The following is a 16,740-nucleotide window of genomic DNA, read 5'->3' on the forward strand; positions in this document are numbered from 1 at the left end:
GTTTTATCACATCCAGAATTTCTTCTTCTCTCTTCTACCAAGAATGTACCCGATAAATCCTGCCAGCAGTGCAGTAATTATCAGTATTGCAGCAGAGAGGAGATCTACGGAGGGTATTTCGTTTTTGGTCAGTTCTGCATTTAATTTCAGTTTTCCTCCGTCTCCGACCGAGACCTCAGAACAGAATTCTGTATAGCCGTCCATAATGAGGGTTATGTTGTGAGATCCGGTTTTAACTTTGATCCCGTCTGCCGGTGTAGTGCCTGAGAATGTACTGTCAATAATAATCCCTGCACCGGAAGGGCTGGAATATATACTGAGGGTGGCAGCAGGTTCTTCAGCCGGCACACATGGCTGGGGCGGTTCGGGCATGGCAGGATCGGTTATCGGCAGTGCCAGAAAATATATTCTGCCATCATTTGAGGCGACTGCCATTCTCGTCCCTTCAGGTGAGAGTGAGACAGCCCTGACATTGCCTGATGCCCTGTAACTCAGGATTTCACCATCATCTCTCCTGAAAAGCCTTGCATAATAGTCCTCTCCTCCGGTAGCGAAGAATCTGCCTTCACGTGATATTGAGAGGCTGTTTACCGGCTGAATGTTTCTTTTTCGCTCTGCTTCGTCTCCGGAGATCTGGTAGATGATGGTTGTTCCGCCTGATCCGCAGACCCCGGTATATTTTCCGTCAGGGGATATGGCAACATCATTCACCTGTTCTGAGATCTGCTGATACCATACCATATCTCCGGAGAGACTGTACAGGTACAGTCCGAAGAGTCTTTTTCCGGCTGTGATATATTCTCCGTTTTCTGATATTGAAACTGAGCATATGTCACCACCGTAGGTATTTCCTCCCGGCTGCTTTGACCAGACGGGATCGCCTGTTCCGGTGAAGAGGTACAGGTATCCGTCATCTGATCCGGCAGTTATATATTCACCCGTTTTTGAGACTGATACATCGTACATCTCCCCCCCGGCCTGTTTGCTCCAGAGATATTTCCCTTCTCTGTTATAGACATACAATTCCCCGCCCCTTGCTGCTGCTGCACATATCTCTGCATTTTCAGCAATACCAACTCCGTTTACAGCTGAGGGCAGCTTCTTCTCCCAGATAATCCTGCCATTGCTGTTTAAGAGGTATAATCCGGAATTTACACCTCCTGCAATGATGTAATTTCCATCGGGAGATATCTCCGTGTCAGGAAAATTTGTCTGCTCTTCAAATGTCCACAGAAGGGTTGTAGTTTCTCCGGCAGAAACAGGCATTATAATGAGAAAAATGAGAATTGTCAGTGTGAGGGCCGGTTTGGATATGTACCGGACAATCTGTTCTTCTGTGGTCATTTCATCATTCCCCGTCGTCCAGATTAATGACATCATCTGAAAAGCTTGTAAGCTGGGATATTATTATCGGGTCAAGCCCCCGCTCAATGGCGAGGAATATCCCTGATATATTCAGTATTTTAAGTTTGCTTGATACAAAATGCATAAACTTTGCAAGATTTTCAGATGAGAGGTATATCAGCATGGCATTAACTGAATCTATAAGCACATATGTTTTGTCCTCGGTTACATTTGCAAGTTCATTTGAGACAGCAATCGAAAGTCCGGTAAGGTCAGACGGATTATTGACAAAAACTGCGTTTGGTATCCCCTCCGGTTTTTTTCCCATTGCAAATTTTGAAATGGCATCTATAAATGATACTTTGTCGAGGCTGACCCCTCCTTTTTTGTATAATTCGTTGAGATAACTTGCCGGTTCATTTATTGTTATGATTATAACTCTGTGATTATTGTCTGTCAGCTCTTTAATCAGGGCTACATTGTTCTTTTTTATATGTGATGCCTCAGAGAGGACGAGATATATCCGGCCGTCATCAGGATCTGTTTCAAAAATATCCATTGTTATCTATCCTGTTATAAATCGTCTGAAATAATCCGGAATTTCTTTTCTCCTCTCAATTATTGATTTATTGAGTTCATTCAGGTTATTATTTATCTGCTCAATATTTTTCATCTGGATTATGAGTTTGGATATTATTATCTCTTTTCCAATATCTCCTGACTGAAGATCTGTTATAATCTCTTCAAGGTTGTCGGTTACTATGGAAGTTGGGTTTTTCAGCCTGAGCGCTGATTCATTCATGTATGAGAGCATCTCTTCATAACTCTCCTGGCGGTAAATTGAAGAGCCGATTATTCCCGCAGCAGCTCCAAGTGTGTCTATTTCGGATTTTGTCCATTTTCTTTCTTCTTTTGATTCATCAAACCCTATAAATCCCCACCATCTGTCAAGTATGAATACCGGAGCAATGACCATTGATTTCACGCCGAGTTTTTCCATATTGTTTCTCTCTGGTTCATCAACATCGCTGATGTCAGCATATATGGTCTCTTTTTTACTCAGCACCCTCTCCCATCTTGGCACACCTGCTCTCTCATATGTCAATTTCTGCATGTCGGGATTTTTAATCTGACCTGTAAAACCATCTGCTGTCCATTCCGATATCCCGTTCATCATTATTTCTCCGGAAAGAGAGTCGGCAGTATTCTCAAAGAGATATATTCTGGCAACACCTGTTGCCTCTCCGAGATCTGAGAGAAATGCTCCAATATTCTCCTTCCATGAGACTGATTCAAGGAAGAGGCGGGAATGTCTGCCAATTACCTCAAGTATTTTATCACGTCTTCTGAGGCTCTGAGTCATCTCCTTTTTTTCAGTAATGTCGAGAAATGTTGCAACAAATGTGTTATCCTTTATTATGTGATTGACTGTAGCGGCTACATATCTCTCTGAACCGTCTTTTTTTTTCAGTCTGAATTCAAATATCCGTGAGAATCCTGCCTTATCGTCTGAAAAGCGCTTGTATTTTTTATAAATGTATTTTAGATCATCAGGATTGATGAAATCAGGCCATTTCATATTATTCTCTATCTCATCCCTGCTGTAGCCGGATATCTCCGAAAAAGCCCTGTTTGAGAGAAGAACATCTTCATTACTGCTACATAAGATAAGTCCTGCACCGGCATATTCGAAAATATTTTCGTAATAACCGCTGTTATTTTCCATATCCGTTTATTGTGCCTTTTGAATTATATAAGTATGGAATTGGTGTATCTGCCGGTTATGGTGATCCCTTTTGTGGTGCATATCATGGATATATGCTACGGGCATATCATGATTTTTCAGACTGTGCCGGTTTATTGGATCTGCTGAAGAATAATATCTGTATTGTTGTATATCTTTCTCCCTGACATCCCGGATGATCGTAAAATTCCGGGGCAAAAGCGAAGATGTATTTATTTCTTTATTCCAATTCTGTTGGTAATGAGTCTGTCGTCAGTAAAAAAACGGGTATTTGAGATACTCAATGTAGCAGAGGATGGTGATAATGTCAGCCTTGCATTTGATATCTTTATATTTGCAATAATTGTTTTGAATGTGGCTGTGCTGATACTGGGTAGTATCAGATCGGTTCTTGAAAAATACTGGCTTCTTTTTATTATCATTTCTGTCATTACAATGATTATATTTGTCATTGAATACGGCCTGAGAATCTGGTCCTGCACATCTGATCCCAGATATTCCGGACCTGTTAAGGGCAGAATCCGCTGGGCAATGACCCCTTTTGCACTCATTGATCTGCTTGTAATACTGCCTTACTTTGCATTCCTTTTATTTGGGATAGATCTGACAGCCCTTGTTATTCTGAGAATTTTCAGGCTGCTTAAGGTTGTTAAATATTCAGATTCTCTTTCTTTAGTTGTGGGAGTTATTAATAATGAGAGAAAAACCCTTTTTACAACATATGCTGCCCTGATGATAGTTCTTCTTGTTGCCGGAACACTGATGTACCAGGTTGAAGGTTCGGTACAGCCTGAGAAATTTGCCAGCATTCCGGATGGCATGTGGTGGGGTGTAATCACCCTTGCAACAATCGGATACGGTGATGTTGTGCCCATAACAGCAGCCGGAAAACTTCTTGGGAGTATTATTGCACTCATCGGAATCGGACTGTTTGCTTTGCCTGCCGGTATTTTAGCATCCGGATTTTCAAGGGAGATTGAAAGAATACATCGCGCTGAAAATGATGAGGAGATATATCTCTGCCCTCACTGTAAACAGGAAGTGACAAAGAAGGATTTATGGAAGAAATAACTGATGATAGATATTTGCTTAAATACCGGAGAATTTCTGGAAAAATGTTTTCTCAGGGCAATAATATAAAAAAAGTAAAAAAGTAATAAAATTAAAAAGAATTAAAAATTTAATATATATTTTTGCTGGTCATCTCATATTGTTTATATCATATCGTGATAATGGCTCAGCGGCTCAATTGTGACCTCTTCCTTCTTAATGACCTCAATTGCAAGTGCCGCTGCTTTGGCTGCCTGTACGGTTGTGATATACGGGATGCCATAATCAAGGGCAGCTCTCATTATCTGCATATGGTCCTGCCTTGAATATTTGTCAGACGGGGTATTTATTATCAGTTTGGCATCTCCTTTTCTCATCATATCAATGATGTTTGGTGAGCCTTCCTGAACCTTTCTGACAAGATTTGCCTCCAGTCCGTTCTTTGAGAAGAATTCCACCGTTCCTTTGGTTGCAAGGATATTCAGGCCGAGTTCATTCAGTTTTAAGGCGACCTCAAGAAGTTCGTTCTTATGCTCGTCCCCTCCTGAGATGAATACCGTTCCTTCGAGCGGAAGCTCATTGTCGGCTGCAATACATGCCTTATAATAGGCACGTCCAAAGTCATAGTCAATACCCATAACTTCGCCTGTGCTCTTCATCTCCGGACCAAGAACTGCATCAACTCCGGGCAGTTTGTTAAACGGAAGAAGAACTTCCTTTACTGCAACGTGGTTGATCTTCCTCTCCTTAAATCCTGTTTCTGATATTTTTATGCCTGCCATTGCCTTTGCAGCAATTTTCGCCAGCGGAATTCCGGTTGCCTTCGATACAAAAGGCACAGTTCTGCTTGCCCTGGGGTTTGCTTCAAGGACATATACAACATCGTCTTTTACAGCATACTGTATATTGATAAGCCCGCAGACACCTATGCCAAGAGCAAGCTTTCTGGTGTAATCCCTAACCGTCTCAATTACGTCATCACTGAGGGACTGGGGGGGTATAACACAGGCCGAATCTCCGCTGTGCACACCGGCTTCCTCAATGTGCTCCATAATTCCGCCTATGAGGACATCTTCTCCGTCACAGACTGCATCGACATCAATCTCAATTGCATTCTGAAGGAATGAGTCAAGGAGTACAGGGTGCTTCTTTGATACCCTGACAGCTTCTTTTATGTAATTCTGAAGCTCAATGTCATCGTGGACAAGCTCCATCGCCCTTCCGCCGAGGACATATGAGGGCCTTACCAGAAGCGGGTAGCCGATTCTCTTTGCTATCTCAAACGCTTCCTCTTCAGAGTATGCAGAATCATTTGCCGGTGAGGGGATTTTAAGATCATCGAGCAGCTGACTGAATCTGTCCCTGTCCTCTGCCATGTCCATCGCTGCCGGAGATGTGCCGAGAATCTTTGTACTGAGTCCTTCTTCCTGAATAGCCTTCTCAATCGGCATTGCAAGGTTGACTGAATTCTGTCCGCCGAACTGAACCATGACCCCGGAATAGTCATCCTTCCTGAGAATGTTCATAATATCCCCAAGCTTCATAGGTTCAAAGAAGAGACGGTCTGAGGTGTCAAAATCGGTTGAGACAGTTTCAGGGTTGTTGTTTACTATGTGAACTTCAGTCCCTTCTTCCCTCAGAGCCATTACGGCATGAACAGTGCAGTAATCAAATTCGATTCCCTGCCCGATTCTGATAGGGCCTGATCCGAGAATGAGCACCTTATCCTTTCCGTTCTTCTCAATCTCGCATTCAAGTCCGCGGGTTGAGTAGTAGTATGGTGTCTTAGCCGGAAATTCAGCGGCACAGGTGTCAACCATTTTGTACACCGGATCTCCGGCTATCTTTATAATGGCTGCTTTATCAAGGCCGGTTATCTCTGAGATTTCTTCCGGTGTAAAACCATAGTCAACTGCCTTTATGATCTCTGCATCTGATGGACTGCCTGATTTGAGCCTGTTTTCAGTTTCAATGATATTTGCAATCTTCTGGAGGAAGAAAGCGTCAATCATTGTAAGTTCTGAGACTTCCTCAACTGAAAATCCCTGCCTGAAGGCATCAAAGAGGCATCCGAAACGCTCGTCTGTCGGATGTTTGAGCAGCATCCTTATTTCGGAGTGGTCGGTGTGCACATTGATGTCAGTATCCAGTGACCTGAGGGATTTCATGAAGGCCTCTTCAAGAGTCCGGCCTATTGCCATGACCTCTCCGGTGCTCTTCATTGCTGTTGTGAGGGTTCTGTCTGCACCCTTGAATTTGTCAAACGGCCATCTGGGGACCTTGACAACTACATAGTCAATTGCAGGCTCAAACGATGCGGCAGTGCATCCGGTCACAGTGTTTGTGATCTCGTCCAGGCGAAGCCCTATAGCAATCTTGGATGCAACACGGGCAATAGGATATCCGGTTGCCTTGGATGCAAGTGCGGATGATCGTGATACACGCGGGTTTACTTCAATTACCCTGTAATCGCCGTCTTTGTATGCAAGCTGTACATTGCATCCGCCCTGAACGTCAAGTGCCCGGATAATCTTTATTGAGGCTGTCCTTAACTTCTGGAATTCATCGTCCCTGAGTGTAAGGATGGGCGCAACAACGACACTTTCTCCGGTGTGCACACCCATTGCATCGACATTCTCCATGCCGCAGATGATTATGCATGTGTCAGCTGCATCACGCATGACCTCAAATTCTATCTCTTTCCATCCGATGACACTCTCTTCAATCAGTACCTGATGAATTCTTGATTTCTGAAGACCAAGCTCGACAATTCTCTTAAGTTCCTCAGGACTGTTGGCGATTCCGCCACCTGCGCCTCCAAGGGTGTATGCCGGTCTTATTATCGCCGGAAGGCCGACTGTTTCAAGGGCTTCGTCAAGCTGGCTCATCGATTCAAGGATGATGCTCTTTGGTACAGGTTCGCCTATCTCATTCATCAGGTCCCTGAACTGTTCACGATCCTCACCGCGGTAGATTGCCTCAAGCGGAGTGCCGAGAATTTCGACACCTTCAAGTGCACCCATCTCGGCTAATTCGGCGGTCATGTTGAGGGCTGTCTGACCCCCCATTCCGCTCAGAATTCCGTCCGGCTTCTCCTTCTCTATTATTTTTGCAATAACGTCAGCCCTTAGCGGCTCGACATATATTACATCTGCCATGTCAGGGTCGGTCTGGATGGTTGCAGGGTTTGAGTTTACAAGGACTACTTCAATTCCCTCTTCCCTCAGTGCACGGCAGGCCTGTGACCCTGAAAAATCAAATTCCGCTGCCTGTCCGATCTGAATCGGACCTGATCCAATGAGGATTACTTTTTTAATATCATCTCTTAGCGGCATATTCAGGGAATCCTCCTGTACATCATATCAAATACCGGACTTTCAGTGTCACGCGGACCTCCGAAAGCCTCCGGGTGGAACTGGACAGCATAGACATCAAGATCATCTGAGTAGATGCCCTCTACTGAGTTGTCATTGACATTTTCAAATAATACTCCGCAGTCACCGGGCAGTGTGTCCCTGTCAACGGCGAAGCCGTGGTTCTGGGTTGTGATATAAATCGATCCGTCTTTATGCCTTACAGGCTGGTTTGAACCCCTGTGGCCAAATTTCATCTTGTATGTCTCAGCACCAAAAGCGCGGGCGAGGATCTGGTTGCCCATACAGATGCCAAATACCGGGATCTCTCCCATGAAGTGCTTTGCACATTCAACTGCATCGGTTGCGAAGGCAGGATCGCCCGGCCCGTTTGTGAAAAATATAGCTTCAGGTTTGCAGGCCTCAACTTCTGAGGCTTTTGCATTGTACGGGAACATATGGAGATCAGCCCCGCGTTTCCTGAATGACACCGCGATATTTTTCTTAATTCCAAGATCAATTACGGCAATTCTTTTGCCCTTACCTTTAATGCGGCATGGCTCTTTTATTGACACCTGCGGCAGGAGATTAATATCAGATATTGGCTTTGCAGCTCTTGCAAGTTCAACTGCATATTCCGGACTGTTATCTCCTGTTACAAGTGCGGCTCTCAGTGAACCTTCAATTCTTGTTTTTATTGTGAGTTTTCTGGTATCAACACCTGAGATTCCCAAAAGGCTGTTCTCTTCAAAAAAAGTTTTTAGAGGTTTATTCGCTGCCGGTCTTTTACATACCTCATGGACGACGCACCCATGGGCATTGACCTTTGGACTCTGAAAGTTCTGCTCGTCCACTCCGTAATTACCGATGAGCGGATATGTGAACATGAGAATCTGACCAGCATAGCTGGGATCAGTAAGAGACTCCATGTAACCGCTCATCTGGGTCGTAAATACGAGTTCACCGGTGCAGGAACCTTCAGCACCAAAACCGTTCCCGACAATATATTCGCCGTTTTCCAGACCCAAAACTGCTTTCATCTGTTAATCATTATACCTTGGTGGTGGAAGGTATTAATAACTGGGGATAGCAGCTTTCCATCCGGAAAAATACTTTATAATGGATCATCAAAACAAATTTCTATTTATATTGCAGTTCAAACCATAATTTATGACTGAAGCAGTTAAGATTGAGATTATAGGTTTTTCAGATTCTTCATGCGGGCCTTTTCCGTGTGACGGGGACCGGACATGTGAACTTGAGAAGTGCGCACCGTCTGAGAACCTTGTGAAGGCATATGAAGCTCTTAAAGAGAGGCTTGAGCATATTTACGGTGGAAATATCACAATGAAACTGACACTTCTCGATGACGGAGTGCCTGAAGATATTATTATGCTGATTGAAGAGCACCATCCGCCTATCCCCATTGTGATGGTTAACGGAAATCTGACACCACTTGGGAGGATATCACTTCCGCTGATTAGAGAAGAGATAACAAAATATCTCTGATAAGACTGATAATAAGAGATTGTTGTATAATTATCCGGAATTAATCAGATTATTTCTGTTACTCCGTTTTTTTCTTTTTCCGGCATTTTTGTTATGTGAGCGCATGCAGATGTCAGCTAATCCTATCTGAAATTATCTGTCATTCACTTTATTATCTTATTTATTCCGGCATTTGGGCTTATTTTTTGCTGATGGCTATACTGCTGCGTATGTTTTAAATGAAAATTTATTAATGTTATTACAAAATATTCTGTAACACCGGCAGTCTGTTACGGCGTGACTGCTATCAGATAAAAATGGAAGAAATAACATGATAGACAAATTCATTGAAGGCAACAAACGGTTTATTGAAGAGGATTTTAAGCAGGACAAAGAGCATTATGAACAGCTTTCCCAGAGTCAGAGCCCGACTGTGCTCTGGATTGGATGTTCTGATTCCCGTGTAGCTCCTGAGAGGGTTGCGGGTGCAAAATCAGGCGAGATATTTGTTCACCGGAATATTGGCAATATTGTACCTGTGAGTGACTGGAACTTTGCAACAGTTCTTGAGTATGCTATCCGTCATCTTAAGGTGGATGATATTGTGATCTGTGGTCATTCAGACTGCGGAGCAATTAAGGCACTCTGCGGTAAAGCCGGTGATGACGCATATATTCCATTATGGCTTGATAATGCAAATCCGGCGATGGAAAGGGCGGGGGAGAGACCCGATACTCCGGAGGGTGAGAAGGAATGGAGACGAAAGGTTGAATATGAGAATGTTAAACTTCAGCTGGAGCACCTGAGGGTATATCCGATTGTAAAATGGGCTGAAAAGATGGGTAAAGTTGAACTTCACGGTTTATACTTTGATCTGGATACAGGAGATCTCTCAAAGATCTATTAATTCTGATTTTTTTATCATCTCATATTCTGGTTGGCATAATTATTTAAGTAAGGTTTATCTTCGTTTTGATATTGTGGTTATTACTCCGGATTTGATGAAGATCCGACTGCGTTAATTAACAGCATTTCCGGATTGTTTTAATAAAATTGATGTGAATATAAAATAATTGCTTTTTGATATAGATTGTTGGCCGGAGGGTTGCTGTAAATGGCGGTAATAAAGGAAGTTGAACTGCTTGGTTTTGATGTATGGCAGTTGTCAAAGATATGCCTGCTGGTTTTATTAGTCATGGGTTTTGTTATAAGCCTTATAATTGGAATATTTGCTGCCTTTGGGCTGATTCTGCCACCTTCATTTTTTATTGCCTTCTCCGGCGGAGAATGGACGGTTCTGGATGCAATTGTTAATTCACTTTTCTGCTCTCTCTTTTCCGGAATGGCGGGTCTTGGAATCGGGGTTTTGTTTGTGATAGTTTACAATATGCTCTCAGGATACTTTGGTGGAGTTATGCTATATACATATGAGGAAGAACTGCCCGATGACATCCTTAATGAAGGTGATTCCGGTAAAGAATCTCACAATGAAATGATTGGCTATGAATGAGGGCGGCATTATGCTGCTTTCTCTTCTTCGTTTTTGCCGGGGGTTTAAACTCTGAATGTCCCCGGAAAATAACGCAATAATTCTGAAAATAATGTATTAAAAAAGGTTATTCCCTGTAGAGGGATACCACTTCACCTATAACGATTATTGCCGGAGGTCTGACTCCTCTCTCTTTTGCAATATCTGCAATATCGGATAATTTTCCGGTTGTAACCCTCTGATCGGCCCTAAATCCCCTCTCAATTATCGCTACCGGTTTGTCGCTGTCCATGCCGTTTTCAATGAGCGATTTGGTTATATTGGGCAGGTTTTTGACACCCATAAGAATTACTATTGTTCCCGGAGATTCGGCAAGCCATCTCCAGTTTATTGCTGATTCGGGTTTTGTCGGATCTTCATGCCCTGTCAGAAAGGTCACCTGAGACGCAAATGTCCGGTGAGTAACAGGAATGCCGACATTTTCAGGCACTGCAATTCCGCTTGTGATACCCGGCACTGTCTCGACTTCTATGCCCTTTGCCCGGAGATATTCCATCTCCTCTCCGCCACGCCCGAAGAGGAATGGATCTCCGCCTTTAAGCCGGACCACGTTTTTGCCTTTCAGAGCATACTCTGCCATCAGGTTCTCTATCTCGTCCTGCTCTCTGGTGTGTTTTCCGCCGTATTTTCCGACATCAACCTTCTCGACATCGGGAAGGCTGTTTATGACCTCTTCTCCGGGCAGCTGATCATAAAGTATTACATCGGCACTGTCGATTACCTCGCGTGCCTTAAATGTCATAAGGTCAAGACCGCCGGGGCCTGATCCTACAAGATACACTTTTCCGGTCATTTTATTTTAATCCTTGATAATTCTGTTATTTCTGTGATTATTCTGAATCTATGGGAGTATTTAATATTCCAGACCAAGGCTTACCCGTGCCTCTTCTATAAGGTCAAAGGCAAGACTTTTCAGTTTCTGTCCGATAAACCGTGCTTCCTGCGGAGATCCTCCGCCATCCTCTATTCTCTCATAGCGGCTGCCGTCAAGGGAGAGCACTTCGGCTATTAAAAATCCGCTCTCGCAATAGACTCCCTGCGGAGTATAGCAGCCTCCGCCAATCTCTTCCATCACTACCCTTTCGATTGCAGTATCCTTCTCTGTCGGAATGTGGTTTATTGTTTCAAACTGTGCGGCAAGGTCATCGTCATTCCGGCAGACAACCGCTATTGTGCCCTGGTTTGGGGAGGGAACGTACCACTGCGGAAGAAGCCTTGTGCCCGGAAGATTAAGTCCAAGCCTCTGCATACCGGCTTCGGCAAGGACTATTGCATCGTATTCTCCTTCCTTTAGCTTTCTAAGCCTTGTATCTACATTCCCACGCAGTTCCTTAATCTCTGCATTGAGATTGCCACGCATCAGCTGGGCACGCCTTCTTGTGCTTGAGGTGCCAACAACCTTAATCTCCTCAAGCGGGCATTCGTGAACGAGGAAGTCTGCCGGAGAATCGCGTTTGAGTATTGCACATGTCCTGACACCTTCCGGCCTTGCGGCGGGGATGTCTTTCATGCTGTGGACTGCAAAATCAACCTCACCTCTGGTGATGGCATCATCGAGTGCCCGGACAAATATTCCCTGACCCCCTACCTTGTGAAGGGGGACTTTTGTATTTGCGTCACCCTCGGTTTTTATTATCTTTATCTCCGTTTCTATGCCCAGATCTGAGAGCATTGCACAGACCTTTTCGGTCTGTACAAGAGCAAGTTCTGATCCTCTTGTGCCTGCGATCAGAGGCATTCTGAATATGCTCCGGCAATTTTTTCAATGTCTGCATCTGAATGTGCGGTTGAGATGAAGTTTGTCTCAAACTGTGCAGGAGGCAGGAAAATTCCGGCTTTGAGCATCTTCTTCCAGAATAATGAGAATGCCTCTGTGTCGCTCTCCTTTGCCTCTATGTAGTTCTGAGGCGGTGTGTCCCTGAAGAAGAGTTTGAACATTGAGCCTTCATTTACAAATCTGGACTGGTATTTTTCCGGAAGGGACTCTTTTATTACCCTGATATTCTCTTCGAGTTTTACGTATATCTCAGGATTTTCACGCAGGTAGCCGACTGCGGCCTTTCCTGCGGCAAGTGTGAGCGGGTTTCCGCTGAATGTGCCTGCCTGATAGACAGGGCCGGACGGTGCGACCATCTCCATTATCTCTCTTCTTCCGCCGAATATCCCAACCGGAAGTCCGCCTCCGGCTACTTTCCCAAGAGTCGTAATGTCAGGTTTGATGCCGAATTTTACCTGTGCACCACCGATTCCAAGGCGGTATCCGCAGATAACCTCGTCACAGATGAGAAGTACGCCGTTCTCCTCCGTAATTTTCCTGACTTCCTGCAGATAACCTTTTTTTGGCAGAATCGGCCCTACATTGCCCATTACAGGTTCAAGTATGAAGGCGGCGATGTCGTTATTCTTTTCTATAAGTTCTGTTAAGGATTCGGTGTCATTGTAGGGCACCTGTGCGGTGTGCTTTACTATATCTGCTATTACACCGGCAGAGTCAGGAACGCCCATCGTTGTTGCGCCTGATCCGGCTTTTATCAGCACTCCGTCATGAGCTCCGTGAAATCCGCCTTCAATCTTGATTATGTCTTTTTTGCCGGAAAAACCCCTGGCAAGGCGGATTGCTGCCATAGTTGCCTCAGAACCGCTTGAGACAAAGCGGCACATATCAATGGACGGATGATCCGCTATAATCATCCGGGAGAGGTCCAGCTCAGATGGAGTTGGTGTGCCATACAGCCACCCTTTTTCAATCTGCTCTGCAATTGCTGATTTTACAACCGGATTTACATGGCCGAGGATTAACGGGCCGTAGCCGAGGCAGCAGTCAATCAGTTCTTCGCCGTCTGCTGTCTTTAATTTTGATCCTTCTGCACTCTCCACATAGAATGGATATGGTTTTATTGCCCTTACCGGACTGCTGACTCCACCGGGAATCAGCTTTTTTGCTTCTTCAAATAGTTCACTGCTTTTCATTTAGCCACCTCGCTGTATCTTCTGCAAAATATGTTATTATCAGGTCTGCCCCTGCCCTCTTGATTGCTATGAGACTTTCAAGAGCGACCTTTTTTTCATCAAGCCATCCGTTTGCCGCTGCGGCTTTGATCATTGAATATTCCCCGCTCACCTGATAAGCGGCAAGGGGAAGTCCAAGCGTCTTTACTGACGATATTATGTCAAGGTAAAATCCAGCCGGTTTTACCATCAGTATGTCAGCACCTTCGTATAGGTCAGTTTCTGACTCAAAAAATGCCTCGCCTGGATTTTCGGGTGCCATCTGGTATGTCGATCTGTCTCCGAATGACATGCCGGAGTCTGCTGCATCCCTGAACGGGCCGTAAAGTGCACTTGAGAATTTCGTTGAGTATGACATTATTGGTGTCTCAGTGAATCCTTCCAGGTCAAGTGCTTCTCTTATAGTTGCCACCATTCCGTCAAGCATGCAGGACGGGGCAATGATGTCTGCACCGGCCTTTGCCTGCGATACTGCAATCTTTGCCATCACTTCAAGTGATTCATCATTTAACAGGTCAGTTCCGCAGGGTGTATCTCCGATTATCCCGCAGTGCCCGTGGTCTGTATATTCGCAGGCGCAGGTGTCGGCTATTACAACCATCTCCGGGACTTCCTTTTTGATCTCCCTGACTGCCCTCTGGATAACTCCGTTCTCTGTCCAGCCGGAAGTTCCCTCTGAATCCTTATCTTTTGGGATTCCAAAGAGAATTATTGATCTTATTCCGGCTGACTGAACTCTCTGTGCCACAATTCCTGCTGATGAGAGCGGGTATCTGTACTGTCCCGGCATTGATTCAATTGCTCTTTTTTCTTCGATTGTCTCATCGAAGAAGAGCGGCATTACAAGGTCGTCCTTTGTAAGGACTGTCTCCTTAAACAAAGGCTGGATATGTCTCTTTCTCAGTCTTCTCAGTCTTCTTTGCGGGTACATGTTCTTCCTCTTGTTATTGCCAGAACCAGATTTTCAGCTGATCTGATGTCACCCGATTCTGCACATCCTCTTACTGCTACCGTTGCATCGCTCAGCAGTTTTTTTACGAGGACTTTTGTTAAGTCGTCTATCACTTCGGAAACACTGTTCTCTGTTTTTCCTATTCTTGAGACTGCCCTGTCCCTCTCTCTGACTCTTATAGCCTCTGCCCATGTATGCAGGTCAGCGAGCGGTTCGTTTGCAGCCGCACGGTTGATGAGGGATATGAACTGCCTGTGCTCTTCGAGGAGAAATTTTTCGGCATTTTCAGCCTCTTTTCGCCTGAGCCTCATATTTTCATTGCTGACAGATTTAAGGTCATCAATTGTGAAGAGTTTTACACTATTAATATCTCCGGCTTTCTCCTCAATGTCCCTTGGCTGTGCAATGTCTATTAAGATGAGCGGCCTTTTTGTTTCGTCAAGCGGCCAGCGGATCCTGTCCAGGGCCTCTTTCAGTGGTTCTGTTTTTATTACCGGATGAGGTGCTCCTGTGCATGAGATTACTACGTCTGATAGTGAGATGTAGTGGTAAAGTTCATCCATCATTACGGCTTTGCCGCCGATCTCTTCGGCAAGGATTTTTGCCCGTTTAAATGTCCGGTTTGTAACATATATGGCTGTCAGCTCTTTTGCCGAGAGTGCCTGTGCAACCAGTTTTCCCATCTCTCCGCCCCCTACGACAAGGATGTGCTTTCCGGAGAGTGTGCCGATAAGTTCTTCTGCAAGTTTGACAGCCGCCGATCCGATTGAGACCGCGCCGTTGTTTATGTTTGTTCTCTTTCTGACTTCAATTCCGGCATGGACTGCCTTTGTAATGCAGAGGTCAAGGACAGGGCATGATGTGCCTGCCTCCTGCGCCTGTGCAAGGGATTTTCTGAGCTGTCCAAGAATCTGGTCCTCTCCGACTATCATGGAATCCATTCCGGCAGCAAGGTAGAGGAGGTGCTTTAAGGCCTCACATCCTTCTTTGAGCCAGAACCCGGTTCTTCCGTTATCTGTCAGGTAGTTTTTGAGGGTTTCTGCATCGCCCTGTACGAATATTTCTATTCTGTTGCATGTCTGAAGCAGCACTACTCCCTTGAAGTGCTCTCTTGCATTGTTCAGAAAGTCTGTCTCTTCTTCAAACCGGAATTTTTCCAGTTCTGAGATGTCAGAGTTGTGATGGGATATTCCTGCGAATGCAATATCTGTGTGCAGTTTGTATTTCATGCGAGGTATTTTCCGTGTATGTATTCTCTTGCAGAATTTTTGTCCTTTTCGAGTTGTTCCCAGGCGGTTTTGTCACTGAGGATTTCTCTGATTATTCCGTTTCTCTCGCTTTGATCTTCAATTGTCTCTTTTAAGCGTTTTCTTGTCTCTTCCGTTATTTCGATCATTCCGTCAAGGTTTTTGAATTTTTCTTCAAGGAGTATTCTGATATGCCTTGAAATGCCGGGGCTTTTTCCTCCGGTTGTGACTGCGATTGTGTAGTTTTCGCCTTTAATAATTGAAGGAATTATTATGTCCCCCGGTTCTCCGTCTGCATTGTTGAACGGGATTTTTTCAGTCCGGCATATTTCGCCGATTTTATTATTGACTGATTTATCTGACGTTGCAGCAATTACAAGTGCAGAGTTTTGTATTATTTCAGAGATTTCTGTATTTTGATCGAATTTTTCTTTTTCTGTGCCGTATTTTTTATTCTGTGATTTTTTTTCCACTGAATTTTTGTCCATTGGAACTTTGTCCGGTGGATTTGAGTCCGTCTGTATGTCTGTTAATCCGGAGAGTTCTCTTTTCAGAAGTTTTGCCTGTATTGATTTGAATTCCGGAAGGAAACTTCCGCTTATTATTGTAAGTTCAGATTCGCCTGAAAAATAGCCGGCTTTTCTGAATCCGACTTTCCCTCCGCCGAATATTGTAACCCTTTTTCCGGTAAAGTCATGGATCAGGGGTATCATAAATATGATTTGATCGGGATATCTTTAAAATTTATTCATACTTTCCTGGTGGTTTTGTATGAACTGATCCGGGTAATATCTGTTTATGGTGAAGTTCTGAGTATTGTCTTCTGCGCTGTACTGTGGAGGGGATATTTATCTGCCGTTTTTTTGATAATTTTCAGTTTCTCTATGAGATTTTTTGATCTTATTTCTATTTATTTTGCTGATTTCCAAATTTTTGGTTCCTGATAATTTTCGGTTCTGTCTGTTTATTTTTGGATTTATCTTTATATTGATGTCTTTTCTGAT

General features: G+C 44.3%; 15 protein-coding genes. 4 read left to right on the forward strand and 11 right to left on the reverse strand.

The window, feature by feature from the left end; genetic code table 11:
* Positions 1 to 6 precede the first annotated feature (6 nt).
* From L6E24_RS14205 to L6E24_RS14215, 3 genes are read right to left on the reverse strand one after another with little or no spacing between them, the layout of a single operon-like run.
* Positions 7 to 1,344, reverse strand: coding sequence for a PEGA domain-containing protein (locus tag L6E24_RS14205; RefSeq protein WP_257742606.1), 1,338 nt, complete (start codon positions 1,342 to 1,344; stop codon positions 7 to 9).
* Between the two features lie 4 nt (positions 1,345 to 1,348).
* Positions 1,349 to 1,903 (reverse strand): DUF7504 family protein, encoded by a 555-nt coding sequence (locus L6E24_RS14210; protein WP_257742607.1) that lies wholly within the window; start codon positions 1,901 to 1,903, stop codon positions 1,349 to 1,351.
* A gap of 6 nt (positions 1,904 to 1,909) precedes the next feature.
* On the reverse strand, positions 1,910 to 3,070 hold the full coding sequence (locus L6E24_RS14215; RefSeq protein WP_257742608.1) for a PAS domain S-box protein: 1,161 nt from the start codon (positions 3,068 to 3,070) through the stop codon (positions 1,910 to 1,912).
* Positions 3,071 to 3,328: 258 nt separating this feature from the next.
* On the opposite strand from L6E24_RS14215, the gene L6E24_RS14220 reads away from it, so the two are divergent.
* Positions 3,329 to 4,159, forward strand: a complete 831-nt coding sequence (locus tag L6E24_RS14220) for an ion transporter (protein ID WP_257742609.1) — start codon at positions 3,329 to 3,331, stop codon at positions 4,157 to 4,159.
* Between the two features lie 143 nt (positions 4,160 to 4,302).
* Here L6E24_RS14220 and carB read toward each other — a convergent pair whose 3' ends face one another.
* Together carB and carA are read right to left on the reverse strand one after the other, a co-directional pair.
* On the reverse strand, positions 4,303 to 7,473 hold the full coding sequence (gene carB, locus L6E24_RS14225) for a carbamoyl-phosphate synthase large subunit (protein ID WP_257742610.1): 3,171 nt from the start codon (positions 7,471 to 7,473) through the stop codon (positions 4,303 to 4,305).
* Positions 7,474 to 7,475: 2 nt separating this feature from the next.
* Positions 7,476 to 8,531: a glutamine-hydrolyzing carbamoyl-phosphate synthase small subunit gene (gene carA, locus L6E24_RS14230; RefSeq protein ID WP_257742611.1), complete on the reverse strand. Its 1,056-nt coding sequence runs from the start codon at positions 8,529 to 8,531 to the stop codon at positions 7,476 to 7,478.
* Positions 8,532 to 8,661: 130 nt separating this feature from the next.
* Here carA and L6E24_RS14235 point away from each other — a divergent pair, with 130 nt between their 5' ends.
* The 3 genes from L6E24_RS14235 (at position 8,662) to L6E24_RS14245 (ending at position 10,489) form a co-directional block, all read left to right on the forward strand.
* A complete protein-coding gene (locus L6E24_RS14235) occupies positions 8,662 to 9,000 on the forward strand; it encodes a hypothetical protein (protein WP_257742612.1) in 339 nt (112 codons plus the stop codon).
* Between the two features lie 310 nt (positions 9,001 to 9,310).
* Positions 9,311 to 9,886: a carbonic anhydrase gene (locus L6E24_RS14240; RefSeq protein WP_257742613.1), complete on the forward strand. Its 576-nt coding sequence runs from the start codon at positions 9,311 to 9,313 to the stop codon at positions 9,884 to 9,886.
* Positions 9,887 to 10,093: 207 nt separating this feature from the next.
* Complete coding sequence (locus tag L6E24_RS14245) at positions 10,094 to 10,489, forward strand: hypothetical protein (protein ID WP_257742614.1); 396 nt, start codon at positions 10,094 to 10,096, stop codon at positions 10,487 to 10,489.
* A 106-nt stretch (positions 10,490 to 10,595) separates the two neighbouring features.
* On the opposite strand, the gene cobA is transcribed toward L6E24_RS14245, so the two are convergent.
* Genes cobA through L6E24_RS14275 form a run of 6 tightly spaced genes read right to left on the reverse strand, consistent with a single transcriptional unit; the run spans position 10,596 to position 16,449 of the window.
* Positions 10,596 to 11,321 (reverse strand): uroporphyrinogen-III C-methyltransferase, encoded by a 726-nt coding sequence (cobA, locus tag L6E24_RS14250; protein WP_257742615.1) that lies wholly within the window; start codon positions 11,319 to 11,321, stop codon positions 10,596 to 10,598.
* 60 nt (positions 11,322 to 11,381) lie between these two features.
* Positions 11,382 to 12,266 carry a hydroxymethylbilane synthase gene (gene hemC, locus L6E24_RS14255; RefSeq protein ID WP_257742616.1) on the reverse strand — a complete coding sequence of 295 codons (885 nt, stop codon included), beginning with the start codon at positions 12,264 to 12,266 and terminating at the stop codon, positions 11,382 to 11,384.
* On the reverse strand, positions 12,257 to 13,498 hold the full coding sequence (gene hemL / locus L6E24_RS14260) for a glutamate-1-semialdehyde 2,1-aminomutase (protein ID WP_257742617.1): 1,242 nt from the start codon (positions 13,496 to 13,498) through the stop codon (positions 12,257 to 12,259). Before hemL ends, hemC begins: the two co-directional genes overlap by 10 nt.
* Positions 13,485 to 14,468 carry a porphobilinogen synthase gene (gene hemB, locus L6E24_RS14265; protein ID WP_257742618.1) on the reverse strand — a complete coding sequence of 328 codons (984 nt, stop codon included), beginning with the start codon at positions 14,466 to 14,468 and terminating at the stop codon, positions 13,485 to 13,487. The genes hemL and hemB overlap by 14 nt, the downstream gene beginning before the upstream one ends.
* Positions 14,447 to 15,718 (reverse strand): glutamyl-tRNA reductase, encoded by a 1,272-nt coding sequence (gene hemA, locus L6E24_RS14270; protein WP_257742619.1) that lies wholly within the window; start codon positions 15,716 to 15,718, stop codon positions 14,447 to 14,449. Before hemA ends, hemB begins: the two co-directional genes overlap by 22 nt.
* Entirely contained in the window at positions 15,715 to 16,449 is a 735-nt protein-coding gene (locus L6E24_RS14275; protein WP_257742620.1) for a precorrin-2 dehydrogenase/sirohydrochlorin ferrochelatase family protein, read from the reverse strand. Before L6E24_RS14275 ends, hemA begins: the two co-directional genes overlap by 4 nt.
* Between the last annotated feature and the right edge of the window lie 291 nt (positions 16,450 to 16,740).

It is taken from the genome of Methanoplanus endosymbiosus (assembly GCF_024662215.1).
Taxonomy (GTDB): Archaea; Halobacteriota; Methanomicrobia; order Methanomicrobiales; family Methanomicrobiaceae; genus Methanoplanus; species Methanoplanus endosymbiosus.

What these genes read in the sequence shown, in the direction of transcription:
- L6E24_RS14205 (WP_257742606.1), bottom strand. Translation starts at nt 1,344, where the DNA reads ATGACCACAGAAGAACAGATTGTCCGGTACATATCCAAACCGGCCCTC.
- L6E24_RS14210 (WP_257742607.1), bottom strand. Translation starts at nt 1,903, where the DNA reads ATGGATATTTTTGAAACAGATCCTGATGACGGCCGGATATATCTCGTC.
- L6E24_RS14215 (WP_257742608.1), bottom strand. Translation starts at nt 3,070, where the DNA reads ATGGAAAATAACAGCGGTTATTACGAAAATATTTTCGAATATGCCGGT.
- L6E24_RS14220 (WP_257742609.1), top strand. Translation starts at nt 3,329, where the DNA reads ATGAGTCTGTCGTCAGTAAAAAAACGGGTATTTGAGATACTCAATGTA.
- carB (WP_257742610.1), bottom strand. Translation starts at nt 7,473, where the DNA reads ATGCCGCTAAGAGATGATATTAAAAAAGTAATCCTCATTGGATCAGGT.
- carA (WP_257742611.1), bottom strand. Translation starts at nt 8,531, where the DNA reads ATGAAAGCAGTTTTGGGTCTGGAAAACGGCGAATATATTGTCGGGAAC.
- L6E24_RS14235 (WP_257742612.1), top strand. Translation starts at nt 8,662, where the DNA reads ATGACTGAAGCAGTTAAGATTGAGATTATAGGTTTTTCAGATTCTTCA.
- L6E24_RS14240 (WP_257742613.1), top strand. Translation starts at nt 9,311, where the DNA reads ATGATAGACAAATTCATTGAAGGCAACAAACGGTTTATTGAAGAGGAT.
- L6E24_RS14245 (WP_257742614.1), top strand. Translation starts at nt 10,094, where the DNA reads ATGGCGGTAATAAAGGAAGTTGAACTGCTTGGTTTTGATGTATGGCAG.
- cobA (WP_257742615.1), bottom strand. Translation starts at nt 11,321, where the DNA reads ATGACCGGAAAAGTGTATCTTGTAGGATCAGGCCCCGGCGGTCTTGAC.
- hemC (WP_257742616.1), bottom strand. Translation starts at nt 12,266, where the DNA reads ATGCCTCTGATCGCAGGCACAAGAGGATCAGAACTTGCTCTTGTACAG.
- hemL (WP_257742617.1), bottom strand. Translation starts at nt 13,498, where the DNA reads ATGAAAAGCAGTGAACTATTTGAAGAAGCAAAAAAGCTGATTCCCGGT.
- hemB (WP_257742618.1), bottom strand. Translation starts at nt 14,468, where the DNA reads ATGTACCCGCAAAGAAGACTGAGAAGACTGAGAAAGAGACATATCCAG.
- hemA (WP_257742619.1), bottom strand. Translation starts at nt 15,718, where the DNA reads ATGAAATACAAACTGCACACAGATATTGCATTCGCAGGAATATCCCAT.
- L6E24_RS14275 (WP_257742620.1), bottom strand. Translation starts at nt 16,449, where the DNA reads ATGATACCCCTGATCCATGACTTTACCGGAAAAAGGGTTACAATATTC.